This is a genomic window from Paenibacillus sp. 2TAB23 (assembly GCF_052115165.1).
Taxonomy (GTDB): Bacteria; Bacillota; Bacilli; order Paenibacillales; family Paenibacillaceae; genus Pristimantibacillus.
On record NZ_JBFRGD010000001.1, the window covers coordinates 157941 to 178546 of the forward strand.

Below are 20606 nucleotides of genomic sequence, written 5' to 3' on the forward strand. Positions count from 1 at the left end.
AATGATACATACAGAATCCATCACATTCAGCGATATGATCGTAAGCTGCGAGCAAAATATCGTAAGCGACATGGGCGGCGAGAAAGTAATGCTCAGCATTCGAAACGGCAACTATTACAATCTGGGAACGACTGGCGGCCGCATCTGGGACTTTCTTGGCGAGAAGATTTCTGTTCAAGAAATTGTAGACCGACTATTGTCCGAATATGACGTGGATCAAACGGAATGTGAACAGCAGGTGATTGCTTTTTTGAATCATATGAGGAAAGAAGGTCTCGTTCTTGTTACTCAAGAAACTAAAGTTAATAGCGGCACTTGATCGCCATACTTTTCTCTTGTTTTGCGAGTCTTATCTATTCTTGGCATGGGCACGCGTGCTCATGTTCAGACCATTCGCCGCCATTGCGCCAAAGCTCGGCGACAAAACCGAAGAAACAGCACATCACGCTGGTATTGCGGATTTGCGACAGCTGCAGCGTATATCACAAGCTCTGATGGTGGTTAGCCGATACACGTTCTGGGAGAGCAAGTGCCTGGTAAAGGCAATTGCCGGCTCGAAGATGCTTGAGCGCAGGAAGCTCGACAGCACTCTTTATCTCGGTACGGCTAAGGATGAAGAGGGAAAGCTAATCGCTCATGCTTGGCTGCGGAGCGGTCCCTTGTATATAACAGGGGCGGATGTCATGGAAAAATTCATTGTCGTACAGAAATTCGCAAAGAAAGCAAGCTGAGCTTTCTCCTCGGACTCAACAGGGAGGAAGCTAAGTTTGTTATCGGCAGTTCCCGAAAGGAGAAGGAAATGAACTATATATTGCATTTTATGAAGCGCTTGAATCGTTTCTCTGGAACCGCCCTATATGTAAATCTATTCGGAATGACGATCTCCAGCTTTTTGGAGAGCATCAGTATTCTATTATTAATTCCGATGCTGGGTCTAATCGGAATCGTAAGCCTCGAAATTGATAATAGCTACTTTTCAACCCTTTCTGCTTATATGCAGGACCTCTCGCCGACTCTGTCTCTTATGATCATTCTGGGAATCTACGTCATGATCGTATTTGTCCAAAACCTAATCCAGAGAAAAGTATCTATTCGCAACGTCGAGATCCAACAGCTTTACAGCAGACAATTGCGCTATGAAACCTATCATTCCTTATTGCAATCTAATTGGTCTTTTTTCTTAAAAAAAAGATCATCCGACCTAATCAATTTATTGACCATTGAGCTTGCCCGAGTGCTGGGTGCCATTAACCTGTCTCTGCAGCTCATAACTTCTCTTATTTTCACAGTGATCCAAATCGGAATCGCATTCTTGCTCTCCCCTACGCTCACCTTATTCGTCTTAGGCTGCGGCATTGTTCTTGGCGTCTTCTCTAGAAAATTCATCAAAGAAGCCAAGCAGCTCGGCAACCAAACCTCGCAGCTGTCCCAAAGCTATCTTGCGGGAATAACCGATCAATTAAATGGCATGAAGGATATTAAAAGCAACACGCTTGAGGCTTCGCGCCTAAACTGGTTATCCGCTTTGACAAAAGGCATGATGCAGGAACAAATATCTTATGTACGGCTCAGAATGAACTCCCAGCTCGTTTATAAATTAACCTCTGCGCTGCTCATTTCTTGTTTTATATTGGTCTCGTACAAACTATTCAAAACGCAAAGCATGGAGCTCTTGACTATTACCGTTATTTTCGCACGCTTATGGCCGCGTTTCACCAGTATTCAATCTACCTTGGAGCAGCTTTCTTCCATGATCCCTGCTTGCAAAGCGCTGATACTGCTACAGCAAGAATGCGGTCATTCAGCGGAACAGCTCGATTTAAACCATGATAAACATGCAGCATTACGGATTGCGCATGGAATTGAATGCCGTAATGTCAGCTTCCGATATAACCAAGACGAGTACGCCTGTACGCTGCATAATATCAACCTATTTATTCCCTCCAATCAGATGACGGCCATTGCAGGCCCATCAGGAGCTGGCAAGAGCACGCTCATAGATCTCATTATGGGATTAATGCAGCCTGAGGCCGGCCAAATATTAGTAGACGGCATTCCGATCGACAGCAAGCAATTAGTAGCATTCCGCCAGTCCATAAGCTACGTAGCGCAAGATCCCTTCTTATTTAACGCGAGCATTAGGGAAAACTTTTATATGGTAAAGCCTGATGCAACGGACGATGAGATGTGGGAGGCGCTGCAATTCGCATCCTCTGCCGAATTTGTTCATAAGCTTCCCGAGGGGCTTGATACGATTATTGGAGATCGAGGTATCCGGCTCTCAGGTGGAGAGCGCCAGCGCATCGTTATTGCGCGAGCTATTATACGCAAACCGTCTATTCTCATATTGGATGAGGCTACCAGTGCGCTTGATACGGAAAACGAGAAAAAAATTCAAGAAGCGATCGAGCGCTTAAAAGGAAAGATGACGATCATCGTGGTTGCCCATCGGTTATCGACGATAAGGCAAGCGGATCAAGTGATCGTCATTGATCAAGGAGCGGTAGTGGAGCAGGGCGAATACCACAAGTTAGCCGCCGATTCAAGCAGTTTGTTCGGCAGTCTGCTGCATAATCAATCAGTGGCCAGCGCATAGATATGTATACGATGCAACCAAGGTGAGACGGCTATCGCCGTCCTTTAGCGGCGCGGCGCGTTTCATTCTGAGAAATATAGAGAATGTATAGCCTAAGCATATCTTCCCTATATTTCAAGCATAGCAAAAGGGCTTACCCGACGGGTAAGCCCTTTTGCTATGCTTGAGGAGCGTCTAAAAAGTTATTTCATAATATTCCTATGTGAATATCCAATATCATACATAAGTGGCGGCTAAAAAGCTTTCGCTATCCTTAATAATTCGTTATAATAAGGTCTAGTCTACAACGATGTAATGACGGAGGAGTTAGTTATGATCGGAGAACGCATAAAAGCGCTGCGCAAAAGAAATGGCTTATCATTGACTGAGCTTTCACAAAGAGCCGGTGTTGCGAAATCTTATTTAAGCTCCATTGAACGCGGCCTTCAACAGAACCCTTCCATTCAATTTCTTGAAAAAGTAGGAGCGGTACTTAAGGTTCCCGTAGAAGAATTTCTCAACAGTGACCAGTCTGAGCAAAAGTCAGAGAACCTTGATCTCGAGTGGGCCGATCTCGTAAGAGAAGCGATGGCATCCGGCGTAAGCAAGGATCAATTCAAAGAATTTCTAGAATTCAATAAATGGAAGATCAAACGCGAGTAAACCGTTGCTAGTTTACACTGCTGTATCTTGAATGTCGTCCTTGCTGCTTTCTTTCAGAACGAGGATCGCTTTCTGAACATCTTCCCTGCTGTACCCTAATGCACGTGCCTTCATAATTAAATCTACCCATTCCATATCTAAGTCATGATTATGATCTGATTTTACTAGTGCCATTATCACATATCCCCCATTCGAATTGGGGCGGTTGCACCACTGACTCCATGCGTTTAAGGTGCCCAGATACTAAACGCATTTCAACGTCTCCCTATGCTTGTCATTCACTTATAGATGTATTATAGATCATCCTATTCGCGTATGCTGTCGCTTCGTGTCCGACAATATTGATGGATATTTACAACTTTTGTCGAAACTTATTAAGGTTTGTTAAATGAAATGGTATCTGTTAGATTCAAAAATCAATCCGATCGGAATGTATAGGCTCGATGCTTTTTATTGCGCTGCGCTTATGTAGTCTAGCGATTTCTCCATTGATTCATCATGTTCATTCTCATCAAAACCGTTTGGATTCATATATTGCCACCGCCAGGAATCTGCGCACATCTCATTTATTCCCATTGTTGCTTCCCACTTCAATTCCTTATTTGCTTTCAACGTATCCGCATAGCATATTGCAATATCTCCAGCTCGCCGTGAAATAAACGTATACGGGATTTCTCTGCCGGACACCTTCTCGAATGCAGCGATCATCTCAAGCACGCTATAGCCCCGTCCCGTTCCGAGGTTGAAAATATCTACCCCCGATTTCTGCATAATCTTCTCCACTGCCTTCAAATGCCCTTTAGCTAGATCCACGACATGGATATAATCTCTAACCCCTGTTCCATCAAGCGTTGGATAGTCACTGCCGAATACGTTAACCTGCTTCCGTTTACCTACCGCAACCTGCGCGATATATGGCATCAAGTTGTTCGGTACACCGTTTGGATTCTCGCCGATTCTACCGCTTTTATGCGCGCCAATCGGATTGAAGTACCTTAGTATCGATATTCCCCATTGCTCATTTGATTCAGCCAGGTCTTGAAGAATTTGCTCAAGCATCAGTTTCGTCCACCCATATGGATTAGTTGCGCCAAGCGGGAAGTTCTCCGAGATAGGCACCTGCTCCGAAAGGCCGTAAACGGTAGCCGACGAGCTGAATACAAGCTTATGGACAGCATGTTTTTTCATTACTTCACATAATACAATCGTGCTTGTAAGATTAGTATGGTAATAGGAGAGCGGCAAGCGAACCGACTCCCCCACCGCCTTAAGACCAGCGAAATGGATGACTGCTTCTATTTCATGCTTAGCGAATACCGTATCCAGTCCATTCCGATCAAGCAAATCCAGTTCATAAAATGTAAAATCCTTTTTCGTAATTTCAGCAACTCTGTCCAATGAGGTTCGGCTGCTGTTACACAAATTATCGACAATGACAACCTCATATCCCGCTTCCAAAAGCTCTACGCAGGTATGGCTTCCAATATAACCTGCCCCGCCAGTTACTAAAATGGCCATTTCATTAACCCCTCTCCAATTGTTCATTATAAAATACTTTAATATTCTTTATTAAGAACATTATATCAAAAATATACCCTGCAGCGTAGATCCTCTCCAGGGATTTTTTTATCAGCCTGTTAAGGCGTTCCTAAATCGGTATTATCCACCAGCCTTATATAAGGGGCTGTGCCTGTTACCGTTACTCCCTTGAAAACGGACTTTGCAACCGTAACCGAATGATTTTGCCGCAGCCAGTTGAAATTTAATTTACTATTCTCTAGATACGATTGTGCAATTACGGCCTTGTTCGCATTGTCTGATTTGCCAACTGCCGCATTCAAGAAGGAAGTGCCTGTCACAGTCGCATTCCCATCGAGAACAAGACCTAAGTTGTGAAACAATCCGTTACGCAGCGTGATTTGTCTCTTATATTTCGCATCATTGGAGCCTAGCTGGATGTCTGTGCTCCCCAGTGCAGGCGTCTTTGCTCTCATAAACTCACTTTCGCTGATATGGCAGCCTTCGAATCTAGCAGATCCTTCAATCATAGTAAGTCCATCGATAATATTTGGCCGTCCTGCATAATCGGCTGGAACCAGTACCGCCATATCATAGTTCTTAATCATGATGTTTTTGATAACCGCTCCTGCAGCAAGCAGATTAAAGTTCGGCGTTAGCGCGTTATCCTTACGCCATTCCCGTTCTACCGTAATATTCGATAAATAACATCTGCCATAATTAAATCTGGCCACATGAAAACCTGTTTCCCCGACGTCTTTCACTGCTACCGGTGAGCCTCCCAGCGACTCAGAAACCTGGAAACCTAGCACCGATACGTTGACGGTATAATACAGCTTATCCACGCTAATGCCAGTAGGCACTTTTCCGATCCACTGCTCAAAGGATACCTGTGCGCCATTGCCCATTCCGTGTGCGGTTTTGAAAGTGAAGGTTCCAGTGGCAGCGTTGACAACTGGCGAGCCGAAATAACCGTATAAGCTTGAGCCATGGACGGAACCATTGATGATCTTACAGTTTTGAACGACTGCGCCTCTTACATCAGCCAATCTTAAATTTCCATTCTGAATGACTGCACCGTTTACGAAATTGTCGCCCTGCACCCATAGCTCGCATCCAATAAATGTATTATTCACATATTTAACGTATGGAAATAGTGGGTTAGAGCTTATGCCGCCTACATTCGCACCTTCAAAGGTGTTGTTCTCTAAGGTAATATCCGTTCCATCGGAATTAACGAAGTGCCCCCGAGCATTGCTATAAACATAATTATCCCATAGCCGAATGCGGTAATTCAGCTCCAGTCCATTCGGACGGTCAGCCGATTTGATTGGAATGTTAGTCTCCGAGTACATTGATTCGATATCGATGCCGAACATCGGCGGCGTGCCGTTTCTAAAGTTTGTTGTCACTCCGTCATCATCAAACCCGATATGATGGATTCTGTTTCGGAATATATGCGTATCGTTAGAAGCACAAAGCGATATGCCTTGTCTTCTGCAGTGATGGATATGGCAATCATGAATGAGGATATGCTGCCCCATCTGCTCTTGCGAATAAGCCGCAGGATCGAGCTGATACTTCTCCCAGCCGGTTATGATACCATCACCGACGCAATTTGAAATTTCGATATTGAATACTTCAATAAAATTGGATCCAAACACGCCGATACCGTGACCGCTTTCATGCGTATAGTAGGCATTATCTACCTTCGCTTGAATCTGGGATATTGCAGCATCCGTAAGTGGTGCGCTTAAAGGAATCGCAAATATCATTTTGTTATTCCGGCTGACGTCGTTATCCTCGTTAAGGAACCAGCCTCTTCCCGCGCTGCCTGCTGGTGCAAAAACACCGTTTGTGCGAAAGCCCGTCAAGTTTGCTTTGGAAACCGTATCCTTGTATTGATAGAAGGAAAAGGCAGAAGCGCTAACACCTGGAATAGTCCAAAGCCGGAAATTTGTCAGTAGTCCCGGGTTGGCGTAACGATCGATTACTTCACTGCGTATCCATTTAGGATCGTTATTCAGTGTACCGTCCGCATTCACTCCACCTCTAGCAAACTTCACAAAAATCTCGTAAACATGATTTTTCTTATCGCCAACAAGCTTCCCTCCGGATACTTTCGCATTCTTAATCGCTGTCATATCGATAATGGAATAGTTGGGCGAAGAATTGGCCTCTAAAACAATTTCACAGCCATTCTCTAATTCTAAATGCATGCCGCTTTGCATCTTAATAGCGATAAGCGTCCCCGGATCTAACCTGACACTAAAGGTTCCGCTTGGAAGCACAACATGAGAATAGCCCTCCTGCTTGGCCCAAACGAGTGCATCATTAATTCCCTTAGTCGTTTCTGCTGGATTCCGTCCCGTGTTGCTAACATTAAACCGGTCAAGCTCTAAGCGGTAAGACGTATGCTGAGTCATAGCCTTCACCTTCCTTTTACTGCTATCGTATGTAGCTTGTCAGTAAAAGGTTACTTGTTTCCGCCAGCCTCCAGGCTTTGACGGCTTTGTTCCGGCTTCCTTAATCGTACGCGAAGCTTTGGAATTTTGTTCAATAGCCCAATAAATATCGCCTTTAAATAGTAGAATTGTTCAGTCTGATAGAACACGATGACATAGATCAAATTGACTATAACCACACATACGAGTCCCTTCATCGCAAGCCATAGAAAGGTCGAGGATGGAAGGAAGCTATTGATAAAACCAACAAGTATGCATACAGTTATACCCAATAATGTATAGAGCAGATAGCTCTTGTAGTACTGCCAAATGGGCTGCCGGAACACATTGCGGTAAACAAGCAAAGGCGTATACCAGAATGGTACGGCTATCGCACTCACAATACTGCCGATAAATACGCCTAATATACCCAAATAATGAACTAGAATTAATGACACGGCTAAATTAATGACTGCTTGTATAATCGGTGCGAATCGATCCTCATGAAAAATACCTGCAGTCGATTTCACCGCGCTCAGCGAATTCCTCATTCCCCGCTCATAGAACATCACGACCAATACAAGCAAAATGGCATTAGTCATAGCAAACTCCTGCCCAAGCCATAAGGTGATAAGCGGCTCAACCAGCAAATAAAGACCGATGGATAGAAGCGAATACAGCCAGAAATTAAGCAGATACGTAATCTTGAATATGCGATATACAGCATCCGAGCTTTCCTTCGCGATCAAATTGCCTAGACTATGGTACATATTGGAAAACACTTGATTAAGCAGTGTCCGGCAAATATCAATAAGCATTTTATAGTTCGAATAAAGCCCGACGGCCGTAATACTGACAAACGTGGAGATCAGTATGCTGTCTACTCCGAAAATAAAATAATTGCCTACGTTTTGCAAAATGATGGCTTTCATATTTTTGATGAAATTTGCTTTGGTTTCGGGGTCCAGCTTTGCTTTCACCTTTTCCTTAAGGAAAGGGTACATTTTGTTTACTAGAAAAACGACAAATGCCGAAGTGATGATCGAGAAGAAGCTCTCTACAATCAAATATAAAATATAGTTCTCGGTATAAAACAAAATAGCGATCTTCAACCCGGTGGATACGATAGACGATACCGAGAAGATCGAGGTGACGATATAATTTTTCTGATTGACGTTCAGGAAGGAATGTTTATAGACAAACAGATAGGGGGCTGCGGTATTTACAAGAAACAGCAGGTAAATGATAGATATGTTTGCAACACTTGTCTCTTTGATGATTAAATCAAGAAAAGGCATGACTCCCAGGCCCAGAAGCATAACTAGCCCCGCAATAACCAGATACGCTTTCTTGTATAAGTCCATGAGCGCCAATATTTTAGGTCTATTGTTTTCAGCGACGGGCTTATACAAATTATAAATAATGCTGGAGCCAATTCCAGCCTCTGCAAGCGACAGCATAGCTAGTATGCTCGTAAATAAGCCATTGACGCCTAAGTATTCGATACCCAGACTATTAATAAAGACCGTTCTTGACACAAAGCTCAATATGGTAATAACAAGCTGGCTGCCAAGTCCGGCAGAAATGTTCAGTAATGAGCTTTTTACCCTCATGTGAATCTCCTATCCCATACGTTTCTATATCATAGCTCTATTGTTCTAGCAGTCCGGTCATCCGTCCTTGCATGTGTATTGAAATTAGCAATACGGATACAGAAGCCTTGGGTGAATGGCAATATATTAAACAACATGGAGTATACACCGATATCCTTGGTATCTCCCTGCGAGAAATCGACCGCCCCGCTTCTTCTGGTTACTCGCATTAAATACTGGACAGCCCGTTCCGCCCCTTGGGAGCATGCTTCGGATAGCTCTGCAATCTGTGAAGCCTGCAGCAGGAACCACGCCAAGGTTGCTGTTGTCGAAGAATCTGCCCTGGTCTCTTGCCGTGTAACCGTCCAGTTCCAATTTCCTTCTTTCCCTTGAAAAGCAAGAATCGCATAAGCGAATTTGGATACGAATTGCTCCAGTATCGCTTTGCTTCCATGTCCTTCCGGTAATTCATGCCAAGCGTCGCTTAGTCCAATCGCAAGCCAACCTAGACCTCTTCCCCAGCCGTATAATCCTAATGGAAGAGCATTATCTGTATGGTACGCATGACTCGGGATGAAATGATCCTCAAGCATGCCATGCTGTTCGTACATCTCAAGCTGTTTAACCGCTAGCTGCACGCATTCCGGCTTGTTATATTTGATACCGTACGCAACCAGAAAAGGACAAATAAATCCAATCGTGTCTACGTAGCGATATTTGTTCATGAATTTGCGATACTGTACGGTACCATCCTCACCAATATGCGCTTGAATGAGCGCCCATGTGCTGTCAAACGCCGGCTTGTATTTATCGATTCCTACTTGATCAAGCTTCATTACGCCATATGCCAATATCGCGGAATCAATATATGACGGCTTCACTTTCCATTGTCCGCTCGCATCGAACTTGGATTTCAGAAATTGCTCGATGCTCGATCTAAGTGCAGGATTCTCGCCATTCTTCAAGCATTCAGACAATCCTAGCAACAGGGAAGCCTCCTGCCAGTGCTGAATAACGCTTTTTGAATAATTGCCTTTCAGCATATCAATCGCTACGAGCCTGACATTATCGGTTACTTTGATTTTCGGTGTATGATTAAGCCAATTCACGCCAATTTGCGTTATGGATTGATTCCATTCTTGTTTGTTACGGTATCTGCCAATGTGAATTCTGCTTAACCAATCCCAGCTCATTGGCCAGAGATCAATCAAAGCAATTATGATAATTAAGCCTATAAAAATAAAGGCTAGAATTTCTAGCATTTTTCCCGCTCCCTCACAACCATTATATCAACGCATATAACTTCTCGATTTCCGACTCGCTGCCGAGCTGCTCCTTTGCCAATTGCTCTTCAAAGAAGAGGCGTAAGCCCTTTTCCTCGATTAACCGCTTGATTCCATCGCTTAACGCTTCCTTATCCATATCAACAATTAAACCGTTTTGGTTATGCGTAATTTGATCCTTTGCCGTGCTGAAGTTCGTGACGACAATCGGTTTATGCAAAATTTTGGCCTCATCAATAGCAATGGATTTTCCCTCAAAACGTGAAGGCTGGACGTATATATCCGCTCTCTGAATATAGGGATACGGATTTTCCTTTAAGCCAATAAGATGAAAATGGTTATTTAGTCCTTTTGACTCGATTAACTGTTCTAATTTATTCCGTTCCTCGCCTTCTCCGATTACGTACCAATTGAGGCTGTAGCCCTGCTCAACTAATACCGCGCATGCATCAATTGCGAGCTCAAAACCCTTCTGATAATTCAAACGTCCGATAGATACGATCGAGATGTTTCCGTCCATCCGCAGATTCGTTCGTTCCGATGACATTTTGTTTATGATTGCAGGAGATACAATATTATGGATGACCTTTATCTTTTCCTTGAATTGCGGGAAACGCTGCAGCAGCACCTCTCCGCAGCTATCGGACACCGTCACGAGATGGTCTAATTTTTTAAAATAAGGGATATCCAACTTAGGGTCCATTCCGAGCTTGTCATAGTCATTATGGATGAAGCCGATTTTCTGATCTGCTTGCACCTTCTCAATGCTGAAATAAACGGGGTTTTTCTCCAAAAAGCCAATTGCTGCATCGTATTTTTGTGGAAGTGCCGGCAGCGCCCTTGATAAGTACTTCCAGACACGCTGTTCGCGCCTGGCCGGATTCCTTTCCGTGAAGAAAACGTAGCCAGCAAGCACTCTCGACACAGCTAAGGATACATTGCCTTTCTTCAAGCAATCCAGTACGGCTGCTTTCATCGACATATCGAAGAATTGGTAATCATCCGGCTGCTCAAGCAGGTTTATTTCTTTGGGCAGCTTATCCATAAACAGCCCTTCATGCTTGAAGAGGTAAAGATCCACTTCATAGCGGGAGAAGTCGATCGTTTGAAGCAAGGATAGCAGCGATTTCTCTGCCCCTCCGCATGTTAAATTGTTCATGACGAACAGCAGCTTTTTTTTCAAGTCGCTTCCCCTATCCCATAATGTGATACAGCTTATTAATCTCATCTTCCGTTCCAAGCTCCAAAGTTGCCAAATGCTGCTCCATCCGCATACGAGCCGCTGAATCCTGCATGAGCTTCGCAATTCCCTTTGCGATGGCTTCGTCGCTTAGATCGACGATGAGACCTTCGACACCATCCTTTAATTGATCCTTGGCTGTGCTGAAATTCGTAATTATAATGGGCTTATGCAATATTTTCGCTTCATCAATCGCAATGGCTTTTCCTTCGAATACCGAGGTTTGTGCATAAATATCAGCCTGTCTGAGGTAAGGATATGGATTAGACTTAAGTCCAAGCAGCTTAACATGATTCTCCAGTTTCAGAGCCTGTATAAGCTCTGTTAATGTCTCCCTTTCCTCGCCTTCGCCAATAATATTCCACTGAAAGCGGTAGCCCTCGTCAAGCAGAAGCTTGGCTGCCCGTATCGCATACTCGAAGCCCTTCTGTGGATGCAGACGTCCGATCGACAATATAACAAATTCATCGTTGTTTCGATTGAAGGCTTCCACTGGCTCCATGTTGGACAGCTCTCTAATAATTGTCGGAGAAACAATGTTGTAGATCACCTTAAGCTTCTCATTCTGATTAGGAAATCGCTGCTTTAGAATATGGCGGCATTCCTCGGATACAGTCACGATGTAGTCCAGCTTGCTGAAGTAATTCTGGTCGAAATACGGGTTCATGCCCAGCATGTCGTAATCATTATGGACCCAGCCGATTTTCTTATCCGCTTTTACTTTTTCCGCGCAAAAGTAGATCGACGATTTCTCCAGAAAAGCTATCGCGATGTCGTATTTTTTGTCCAATACGGGAAATGAACGCGCCATGTACTTCCAGCTTTCCTGTTCCTTCACGCTGACGTTTCCGGACATTCGATTCTTGACGCTAAACATGATCCGGCTAAAAGCTAGCTTGGAATTTTTTCGCCATAATAAACGGGATATGGATGGAAGCATCGGTTTCACGAATTCGTTATAGCTCTCTGGAAGCGGCAGAATCCTTACTTGCTCAGGAAGCAGCTCCAAAAATATTCCCTGTGGGCTGAACATAAACAAATCCACGTCGAATTGTTCGAAATCCATTTGTGTCAGCAGGTTAATTAAGCTTCGTTCCGCTCCGCCTGCCGTGAGGCTTGGAATAATGAACAGCAATTTTTTTTTCATATTCACCTCAGGCTAGACTGCTTAAGTAGTCCGCCGCTTTGTATGACATCTTCTTGATGCTTGGGATGGATTGCTTAAGCCGATTGATGATTACCTCTTCTTCATTCTTCATTTCATTAAACTTTTCAATTAACCGTTTGCTGTCAGAGATTTCATCAATGCTCAGAACCAGCTTTTCCTCCCCAAAGATATCCTTTGCGATTCCCTTAGATTTGACGCTGTAGCCAAGCACCATGGTCGGAACATAATTGGAATAGGCCGCTATGGTCGCATGCGTTCGAGCACCGATAAAAAACCGCATTCTTGCTATGTAGCCTTTATACTGAATGGCGGTAAGATGATCGGGCAGCAGCAGTACGCGGCCCGTATGCTTATACCTCTCGTAATACGTGCTTAGAACCTCGTAATCATTATTGTTATTTATGATGACGTGAGGCGTTAAAGCAATCGTCATATCCGTCGTATCCAGGATGTGCTGAATCAGCCCATCAACCGCAGCCTGTGATTGCTCGTTTCGTTTCCAAACCAACGGACTGAAATTAAGTCCGATCGTATTGCCCGTCTGCCAGCCTTCAGGCAGATCCAGTTCCTCCTTCTCCATCGTAAAGGCCGGGTCTGCACACAACTTCACATTCCGGAGTCCTTTTCGCTGCAGCATTTCGTAGGTTAGAGATTCGCGGGATAGAATAAGGTCGAATGTCCGAAGGTCCTCCAGCTTTCTGTCCGTCATGTCCTCTTCGCCGATCGAACAGCCCCACAATACAAGCTTCTTTCCTTGTGCTTTCACACGCCTGTCGATTTCATACCAGCCAGGCTGTTCTCCATAGCAATAATTGTCCCCGCCGATCGATAAACAAACATCCATATCCTTGATGTTTTTAATAATGTTATGATGGATTTTTCCAAGCGCGTAGGATTCATCCTGAAATAGCTTTACCTTCATGGACGACAAGAACCAATCGTAGGTATATTTCTTGATTGCGAGTGCAGATCCGTCATATACGCCGTCGAGCTTCGTAATTACCCTATCTGTTTCTGGCTGCGCTGAAGCCAAATAAACTTTGGCGCCCGCAAATCTTTCTTTAATGATTGCCGTCGAAGATCGGACGATCGCCTCGCAGCCCCTGTTCAGACTTCCATCATGTGCAAACATCATAATTTTCATAGGAATAGCCCCCAACTTCAATTTCTAAATCGGCTGTACGCCGTTATGAAATATATCCCAATCCAAGATCTATTGCTTATAAAATAAAGCAAAACTTTTTGGTAGCGGTTCAGCGTAAGCTTCATTTCTTTTTTATAGATCGGCAATGCTTTTCTGACTTCTTCAGCGCCAATCATCGTCTGTATGTATTGAATTTGCTTGCTGACGCTCAAGCTCGCCGTTGGTTTGAAATAAATATGTACATAAGCCATAACGTTATGTATTAATTTAATGGCTTTCAGCCTGCTTATGGATTCCTCTGCCAATATCGCTTTAAAGTGACTTGGAAGCTCGACGTGGTATACGTCCAGTGCTCTTTGAAAATAATCCTTTTGAATGATATTCCTCGTCGCGCTGCCTATTATTTCTCGGTAGTGATAGCCTGTGTAGTCCATATACACGAATCTATCAGCATGGCTAAAGGCTGCCATATTGAACACGCCATCTTCCCCCAAAGCAACTTGCAGAGGGAACTGCACACCTTGATCCTGAAGAAGCGATCTGCGGTACAGCTTATTGCAAGCCGTATTGAGCTCATCCGACTTAATGAAGAAGGGCAATACCTCTTGTGAGATGTAAGCCTTATTCAATACTTGATTTACAGGAAAGGGGTAGGCAGTCAGGACGGCATGACCATCGATCTCGCTCTCAAAGTTGGAAAGCACGATATCACAATCCTCTTTGAGCGCGGTATGATAGAGACTCTCGTACATATCCGCTTCAATGTAATCATCCGCATCAACAAATCCGATATAATCTCCCTTTGCTGCCTGCAAACCTTTATTTCGCGCTGCGCTGACGCCTTGGTTGTACTGCTCCAGCAATACCACTCTAGCGTCTATCTGTTTGTACCGCTCAATAACGGATACGCTGTTGTCCACCGATCCGTCATTGATAAATATAAATTCGCATTCATGCACAGTCTGGTTAAGCAGAGATTCGATACACTTCGCAAGATAGGGTTCTGCATTGAATACCGGTATAATCACACTTATTTTTATACGCAATTTCAATGGCTCCCCTCTGCCATCATTAGTTCGTACAGCTTCTCAAGCTCATCATTATTGCTGTAATCCGAGCTGCTGCAATGACTGGCAAGCCGCAGTCTCAGCTCATTATCGTTATAGAGCTTCTCGATTCCTTCGGCAATGCCTGCGACTGACAATTCCGTAATATATCCGTCTGTCATATGCTCCACCTGGCTTGCAGCCGTCGAATAATTCGTAATCACGATCGGTTTCCCTAATATTTTGGCTTCTGTCACAGTAACTGCTTTGCCCTCGTATCTAGAAGGCTGTACGTATAAGTCACATTTGCTCATGAACGGATAAGGGTTTATCTGCTTCCCCAACAGGATAAAACGTTCCTCCAGCTGATGCTCCTTGATCAGAGACTTCAGCATCGCTTCGTCGCCGCCATATCCGACAATGTACCAAACCAGATTATGATAGCCCTTGTCTATGAGAAGCTTGAATGCGCGTATGGCATCATCGAAGCCTTTTGCATGGCATAGTCTGCCAACCGATAGAAGCTTGAACCGTGAATCATCAACTAATGGATTGTTTTCTACTTGCTGGGCTGACAGGCTTCTTATAGGCAGCGGCGATACGATATTTTCCATTACGACAACTTTATCGCGCAGAAGTCCATACCGTTCAAGAAATGAAGCTTTGCAGGCATCCGAAACCGCCACGATATAGTCAAACTTGTTCCATATTTTGTAGTCCAGCTTATGATCAGCGGCAATCGTCGAATAATCCGTATGGATCCAAGCGATTTTCCTCTGTGCAGCCACCTTGTTGGCTACAAAGTCATGCGGCCATAAATAGCTGATTGCCACGTCATATTCTCTCTTGAGCGAAGGCAGGAAGGGTCGTGCATATCGCCATACCATCTGCATCTGCACATAACCGATATCATTGATTCCGTGAGCTTTTTGAAAAAGCATGGCATGAGCTTTGGCGAGTACGCGCGAGGCTCCAATCGAAACCTGCTTATCCTTGAAGGTCTCTGCTACAGACTTCCTAAATGAAGTGTATTGCGGAATTTCACCTAACAAATTTGCTCGATCAGTCAATAGGCCCATGAAATCTCCCTTATGCCGGTACAACATGAGGTCAATGTTGAACGCCGCATAGTTAAACTGATCGAGCATGCCTGCTAAGCTTCTTTCAACGCCGCCGACTTCCATGTCATAGGACGCTATAAGTACGTTTTTCATCATCTGCTCCTAGTCACATATAAGTTTCTTTGTCTTTATCGTTTGGACGAATTTTCCTCCACCCCCAAATGAAAGGACGAAGCGGAAAATAGAGAAAATGGAGCGCTTTGGGGAGCGGCAGCGTTTTGGCGTCTTCCGGATAAGGGTAGAGAAAGCTAGCGAGAAACATCATCTTCTGCCTAACCGTAAGCAATCCAAAAAGATACTTTCTATGATAGCGGTCTACCTCCTCCGGCAAGGGAGGACTATGCAAATTAACCATTCGATGCACATAGAACATGGCATCCTCAGCCGACCATTCTGCTCTTCTATCACTTAACAAGGGCTTCATTTCCTCGCGCAGCGGCACAGCGAACAATCTAGCTAATAACAGCAAGGCCTGCCCTCCAATATGCGAGAACTGATGCTTGCGAAGCAGGTGAATAAGCTTGGGCCAATCGACTTTCTGTTCAAGCAGCTGTTTAATATCCAGCAGCCATCGAAGCCTTGACCAGCCGTGACGCGCACCGTGCGAGACCAAAAACATGAATAGATCCTCTCTGCCCAAATAATAGATGGGACGCGAGATTAATGAGCTTTGCCTTCTCCTCTCCCAAAGGTCCTCGAATTTCGGTTCCTTAGCGGGAGCTGGATTGAGTCTCCAATGAACCTCTACCTTAATCTTTTTGTCTGGATGCATAAAGGAAGTATGATGATGGCGCCATTTCCAATCGTTCAATACCGTCAAAATATAATCATCCTTCACATATCCGCAAGAGAGGAGCAGATTTTCTGTTCTCTCTAGATCAACAATGGGTACGAGCAAATCCAGATCACATGAGGTTCGCAGCGATACATCTCCGTACAAGTCGGCGGCAATCACAGGTCCCTTCAGAAATAATGAACGTATGCCATTGTCAGAGAACAGTTTGGCAAGCTGCTCCATTTCTCCACTTAGTGTGAGCATTTGCAGTGTATTCCGATAATAATCGCGCTGAAACAATTGCGACACAAACACAGGAATGCCATTCGCTTTCAGCTTCTGCAGCTTATGGTTAAGTGACGGAAACACCCTGTGATGCCTGGCCAGCTCAATAAATCGATCCCAATCCGCATGACGGAGCAGCTCCTGCAGATCGAATGTGATCTCGGCCTTATTATCCATTGAAAGAATCGAGAGCATGAGTCTCAATTCATCAGACAAGTCTTCATTATGGAGAGTGACATCGTTATTCATGAATTTCTCCTTCATACTAATTAGCCGACAGCGAACAAAATATTCATTTTTGTTCTATAAAACGAACACAAATACAGATTAACACCTTCCCTAATATCTGTCAATCATCATTCTCTTTTTACGTTTACAAAAATAACCTTATATCTGCTAGAATGAAAGAGCCGTTTGGAACGGCTATATAAGGAGGCATTAGGGATATGAAAAATATTATCGTATTCGGCGCTGGCGGTCATGCCAAAGCCGTGATAGATACCATTGAGAAAACCGGCATATACCAGATCGTCGGTATCATTGACGGCTTGAAGCCCGCTGGAACGATGTTTTATGGTTACGAGATTCTAGGCGATGAACAATGGCTGGCACAGCATGAATCGCTTGCGAGCAGCGGGATTGTCGCCATTGGCGATAACTGGACACGAGCAGCTGTCGTCGAAAAAATCAAAAGCATTCTACCTCACTTTTCATTCATTACGGCAATCCATCCTAGTGCATCAGTAGCCAGGGGTGCACAAATCGGGAGCGGCACAATTCTTATGGCTGGCAGCGTCGTTGGCAGCGATACACGAATCAGCGAACATTGCATCTTCTACGCGAATACCATTGCCGAGCATGATACAACGATCGGAAACTATGTAACGTTGGCGCCGGGTGCGTGTACGGGTGGAAACGTACGTATTGGCGACTATTCTGTCGTATCGCTGGGAGCAGCCATCATTCATGGCAAAACAATCGGCGAGCACACCGTAATTGGCGCTGGCTCTACCGTCTTAACCGACATTGCAGCATATATAGTTGCTTACGGAACGCCCGCTAAGGCTGTTCGTGCAAGAGTACAAGGCGAACGATATCTCTAAGCTTCTCCTATGCAGACTGCGCGCTTTTTTCGGCCGCTTTATCAAATACCTCATTCATGCAATCCATCACTCTTACTTGATCAACAAATGCCATGCTGGAGCCCGACGGCAAACAAAGCCCGCTTTCGAACAGCCGTTCACAAACAGCTACCTCGCCCGCATGGGCATAAAAGCGAGTACCTTCGAACAGCGGCTGCAAATGCAGCGGCTTCCATAGCGGGCGCGCCTCAATATTCGCGGCTTCCATCGTGGCCAGCAGCTCTGTAACGGTTGCATCCGTCTCTCCCTTATCCAGAACGAGGGTCGACAGCCAGCGGTTCGAGCGCGTACCGCTTAGCTCGGGCATAAAGCTTACGCCTTGCCTTGTCGAGAATGCCCGTACATAATGATCGAATATCGCTCTTCTAGCCGCGACCCGCTCATCTATTACCTCAAGCTGGGCCCTTCCAACACCTGCCAAAATATTGCTCATCCGATAATTGAACCCCATACTGCTATGCTGGTAATGCGGTGCCGTATCTCTTGCCTGCGTAGCAAGAAAGCGTGCTTTTCTCAGGAGCTCCACATCATCAGAGACGAGCATCCCTCCGCCCGACGTCGTAATAATCTTGTTCCCGTTGAATGAGAATATTCCAAACTTTCCGAATGAACCGCTCTGTTTCCCTTTGTACGTAGATCCCAGCGATTCCGCTGCGTCTTCGATTAAAGGCACTTCATACTGCTCACACAATGCCATAAGCTCATCCATTTTGGATACTTGCCCGTATAAATGTACGACGATTACGGCTTTCGGCAATTCTCCTCTGCGATCCGCGTCTTCAAATGCCCGCTTTAATGCCAAAGGCGACATATTCCACGTTTCCGGCTCCGAGTCGATAAATACAGGCTCCGCATGGCAGTACCGAATCGGATTAGCGCTTGCTACAAAAGTAAAACTGGAGCAAAACACTTTATCTCCCGTACCTACGCCAAGCAGTTGCAAAGCTAGATGGATCGCAGCCGTTCCTGAGCTAACCGCTACCGCGTCTGCCGTCCCCACATAAGCCGCCATTTGTTTTTCAAAGGCATCGATATGAGGTCCCAACGGTGCAATCCAATTGGTTTCAAAAGCCTCGTCAATATAGCGCTGTTCCTTCCCGCTCATATGCGGTGGAGATAAATAAATTCGTTTCATTTCATTTGTCGACACGCTGCCACACTTCCTTTTCCAATAAAATAAGCCATTCCTCAAGCTATGCTGCCGCTTGAGAAATGGCTTTATCCTTCACTGCTTGTCGTCGTTCCTTGAAATACGGGCATCGTGGCATGATTGCCATTCGAGACACCTTCAGACCTAATGACCTTCTTTATCGTCATGGCCAAAATTTTGAGATCCAGCATAAAACTTTGATTCTCTACATACCAGACATCATGCTGGAATCTCTCTTCCCACGAAACTGCATTTCTGCCATGCACTTGCGCCCATCCTGTAATGCCTGGGCGTACTAGATGACGTTTAGCCTGCTCGGTGGTATACAGCGGCAAATATTCCATTAGGAGAGGACGCGGCCCAATGAGGCTGAGCTCGCCTTTCAGAACGTTCACAAGCTGCAGCAGCTCATCCAGGCTGAATTTGCGCAAAAGGCTGCCGAAAGCAGTAAGCCGCAGATGATCGGGTAGCAGCTTGCCCATACTGTCTTTCTCGGAGGTCATCGTACGAAGTTTATACACGTAGAACGGTACGCCATGCAAGCCAGGACGCTGCTGCTTGAACACAATCGGCGCTCCCAGCTTGAAGCGCACAAGGATGGCGGTGAATGCAATAATCGGGGAAAGCAGCACCAAAAGGACAGCTGAGAGGATGAAATCAAATAATCTTTTTATCATCGGTATGAGCTCCTGATATTGAAATATTGTCTTTTAATTGGAAGACAGCAGCTTTCTCATTTTGGAGATGACTGCTGGACCGACGATGCGGCTTACAGCCTTCTTTACACCACCTCTTATACGCACATGCGCAGGCAGCCAGGATTGAGCAAAATGATGAATGGTGTGGCTGTCATTTGATATGTAATTACCACCATCAATATAATCATATGGACTGAAGTATGTACGAGGATAAAAGGTCACTCCATTAGTCAACACTTGAAACTCACCGTTTAATTGAAGATCATGCCTGCTGCATATTTCAGTTATAACGGCAGTGTTGGTCGTCGTATCGAGCTTTCCGCTAGGAAGTAAAAAACTTCTCTTATCATAATTTTCAAGTAATTCTTTGATCCACGGATGCTCTTTCGCTGCTCCCATCGTGCCTGATTGTAAAAAGCGTTGGTCTTCGAACCCCGAAAAAGCTTCATGGCCAAGAAATTTATCCAATGGCTTAATTACCTCGACATCGGTATCCAAATAGATGCCTCCATGCGAATATAACGCATATAATCGAACATAGTCACTCACGAAAGCATATTTCCGTGCTTCATATGCTTCTTTCACATATCGAATGGAAGAGATATCAAAGTTATCTTCATTCCACTCCATGACTTGAAAATCCCCTAGATGCTTCTCCCAGCTTTTCATGCATTTCACGATTTTTCGAGGTTTCTCCCCCCTGCCGAACCAGCAATAATGCAAGACCCGGGGAATTTGTTCCGCTTCGCTCACCATTCCGCC

General features: G+C 44.9%; 19 protein-coding genes and 1 riboswitch. Of the genes, 5 read left to right on the forward strand and 14 right to left on the reverse strand.

Features of this window, described 5'->3' with window-relative positions:
* Nucleotide 1: 1 nt before the first annotated feature.
* From AB4Z29_RS00745 to AB4Z29_RS00760, 4 genes are all read left to right on the forward strand, one after another.
* Nucleotides 2-319, forward strand: coding sequence for a lasso peptide biosynthesis PqqD family chaperone (locus tag AB4Z29_RS00745; RefSeq protein WP_441941259.1), 318 nt, complete (start codon nt 2-4; stop codon nt 317-319).
* Nucleotides 282-731 (forward strand): lasso peptide biosynthesis B2 protein, encoded by a 450-nt coding sequence (locus tag AB4Z29_RS00750; RefSeq protein ID WP_441941260.1) that lies wholly within the window; start codon nt 282-284, stop codon nt 729-731. Before AB4Z29_RS00745 ends, AB4Z29_RS00750 begins: the two co-directional genes overlap by 38 nt.
* Nucleotides 732-799: 68 nt before the next feature.
* The gene (locus tag AB4Z29_RS00755) at nt 800-2596 is read left to right on the forward strand and encodes an ABC transporter ATP-binding protein (RefSeq protein ID WP_441941261.1); all 1797 of its coding nucleotides are present in this window, start codon (nt 800-802) and stop codon (nt 2594-2596) included.
* A gap of 312 nt (nt 2597-2908) precedes the next feature.
* Nucleotides 2909-3238: a helix-turn-helix domain-containing protein gene (locus AB4Z29_RS00760; RefSeq protein ID WP_183557337.1), complete on the forward strand. Its 330-nt coding sequence runs from the start codon at nt 2909-2911 to the stop codon at nt 3236-3238.
* 12 nt (nt 3239-3250) lie between these two features.
* On the opposite strand, the gene AB4Z29_RS00765 is transcribed toward AB4Z29_RS00760, so the two are convergent.
* The 11 genes from AB4Z29_RS00765 to AB4Z29_RS00815 form a co-directional block, all read right to left on the reverse strand.
* A complete protein-coding gene (locus tag AB4Z29_RS00765) occupies nt 3251-3412 on the reverse strand; it encodes a hypothetical protein (RefSeq protein ID WP_441941262.1) in 162 nt (53 codons plus the stop codon).
* A gap of 16 nt (nt 3413-3428) precedes the next feature.
* A riboswitch (cyclic di-GMP riboswitch) is annotated at nt 3429-3512 on the reverse strand.
* 176 nt (nt 3513-3688) lie between these two features.
* A complete protein-coding gene (gene galE / locus AB4Z29_RS00770) occupies nt 3689-4756 on the reverse strand; it encodes a UDP-glucose 4-epimerase GalE (RefSeq protein WP_441941263.1) in 1068 nt (355 codons plus the stop codon).
* A gap of 119 nt (nt 4757-4875) precedes the next feature.
* Nucleotides 4876-7182: a right-handed parallel beta-helix repeat-containing protein gene (locus AB4Z29_RS00775; RefSeq protein WP_441941264.1), complete on the reverse strand. Its 2307-nt coding sequence runs from the start codon at nt 7180-7182 to the stop codon at nt 4876-4878.
* A 50-nt stretch (nt 7183-7232) separates the two neighbouring features.
* Nucleotides 7233-8813 carry a lipopolysaccharide biosynthesis protein gene (locus AB4Z29_RS00780; protein WP_441941265.1) on the reverse strand — a complete coding sequence of 527 codons (1581 nt, stop codon included), beginning with the start codon at nt 8811-8813 and terminating at the stop codon, nt 7233-7235.
* Nucleotides 8814-8842: 29 nt separating this feature from the next.
* Complete coding sequence (locus AB4Z29_RS00785) at nt 8843-10054, reverse strand: glycoside hydrolase family 88 protein (RefSeq protein ID WP_441941266.1); 1212 nt, start codon at nt 10052-10054, stop codon at nt 8843-8845.
* A 22-nt stretch (nt 10055-10076) separates the two neighbouring features.
* Nucleotides 10077-11258 carry a glycosyltransferase gene (locus AB4Z29_RS00790; protein ID WP_441941267.1) on the reverse strand — a complete coding sequence of 394 codons (1182 nt, stop codon included), beginning with the start codon at nt 11256-11258 and terminating at the stop codon, nt 10077-10079.
* A gap of 10 nt (nt 11259-11268) precedes the next feature.
* On the reverse strand, nt 11269-12462 hold the full coding sequence (locus AB4Z29_RS00795) for a glycosyltransferase (protein WP_441941268.1): 1194 nt from the start codon (nt 12460-12462) through the stop codon (nt 11269-11271).
* Nucleotides 12463-12469: 7 nt separating this feature from the next.
* A complete protein-coding gene (locus tag AB4Z29_RS00800; protein WP_441941269.1) occupies nt 12470-13627 on the reverse strand; it encodes a polysaccharide pyruvyl transferase family protein in 1158 nt (385 codons plus the stop codon).
* A 17-nt stretch (nt 13628-13644) separates the two neighbouring features.
* The gene (locus AB4Z29_RS00805; protein WP_441941270.1) at nt 13645-14673 is read right to left on the reverse strand and encodes a glycosyltransferase family 2 protein; all 1029 of its coding nucleotides are present in this window, start codon (nt 14671-14673) and stop codon (nt 13645-13647) included.
* A 2-nt stretch (nt 14674-14675) separates the two neighbouring features.
* Nucleotides 14676-15887 carry a glycosyltransferase gene (locus AB4Z29_RS00810; protein WP_441941572.1) on the reverse strand — a complete coding sequence of 404 codons (1212 nt, stop codon included), beginning with the start codon at nt 15885-15887 and terminating at the stop codon, nt 14676-14678.
* A 13-nt stretch (nt 15888-15900) separates the two neighbouring features.
* On the reverse strand, nt 15901-17103 hold the full coding sequence (locus AB4Z29_RS00815) for a nucleotidyltransferase domain-containing protein (RefSeq protein ID WP_441941271.1): 1203 nt from the start codon (nt 17101-17103) through the stop codon (nt 15901-15903).
* A gap of 197 nt (nt 17104-17300) precedes the next feature.
* Here AB4Z29_RS00815 and AB4Z29_RS00820 point away from each other — a divergent pair, with 197 nt between their 5' ends.
* Entirely contained in the window at nt 17301-17957 is a 657-nt protein-coding gene (locus AB4Z29_RS00820; protein WP_441941272.1) for an acetyltransferase, read from the forward strand.
* Between the two features lie 7 nt (nt 17958-17964).
* Here the strand turns inward: AB4Z29_RS00820 and AB4Z29_RS00825 are convergent, their stop codons facing one another.
* The 3 genes from AB4Z29_RS00825 to AB4Z29_RS00835 form a co-directional block, all read right to left on the reverse strand.
* The gene (locus AB4Z29_RS00825; RefSeq protein ID WP_441941573.1) at nt 17965-19131 is read right to left on the reverse strand and encodes an aminotransferase class I/II-fold pyridoxal phosphate-dependent enzyme; all 1167 of its coding nucleotides are present in this window, start codon (nt 19129-19131) and stop codon (nt 17965-17967) included.
* 83 nt (nt 19132-19214) lie between these two features.
* Complete coding sequence (locus AB4Z29_RS00830) at nt 19215-19820, reverse strand: sugar transferase (protein WP_441941574.1); 606 nt, start codon at nt 19818-19820, stop codon at nt 19215-19217.
* A gap of 36 nt (nt 19821-19856) precedes the next feature.
* Nucleotides 19857-20600 (reverse strand): glycosyltransferase family 32 protein, encoded by a 744-nt coding sequence (locus tag AB4Z29_RS00835; RefSeq protein ID WP_441941273.1) that lies wholly within the window; start codon nt 20598-20600, stop codon nt 19857-19859.
* Between the last annotated feature and the right edge of the window lie 6 nt (nt 20601-20606).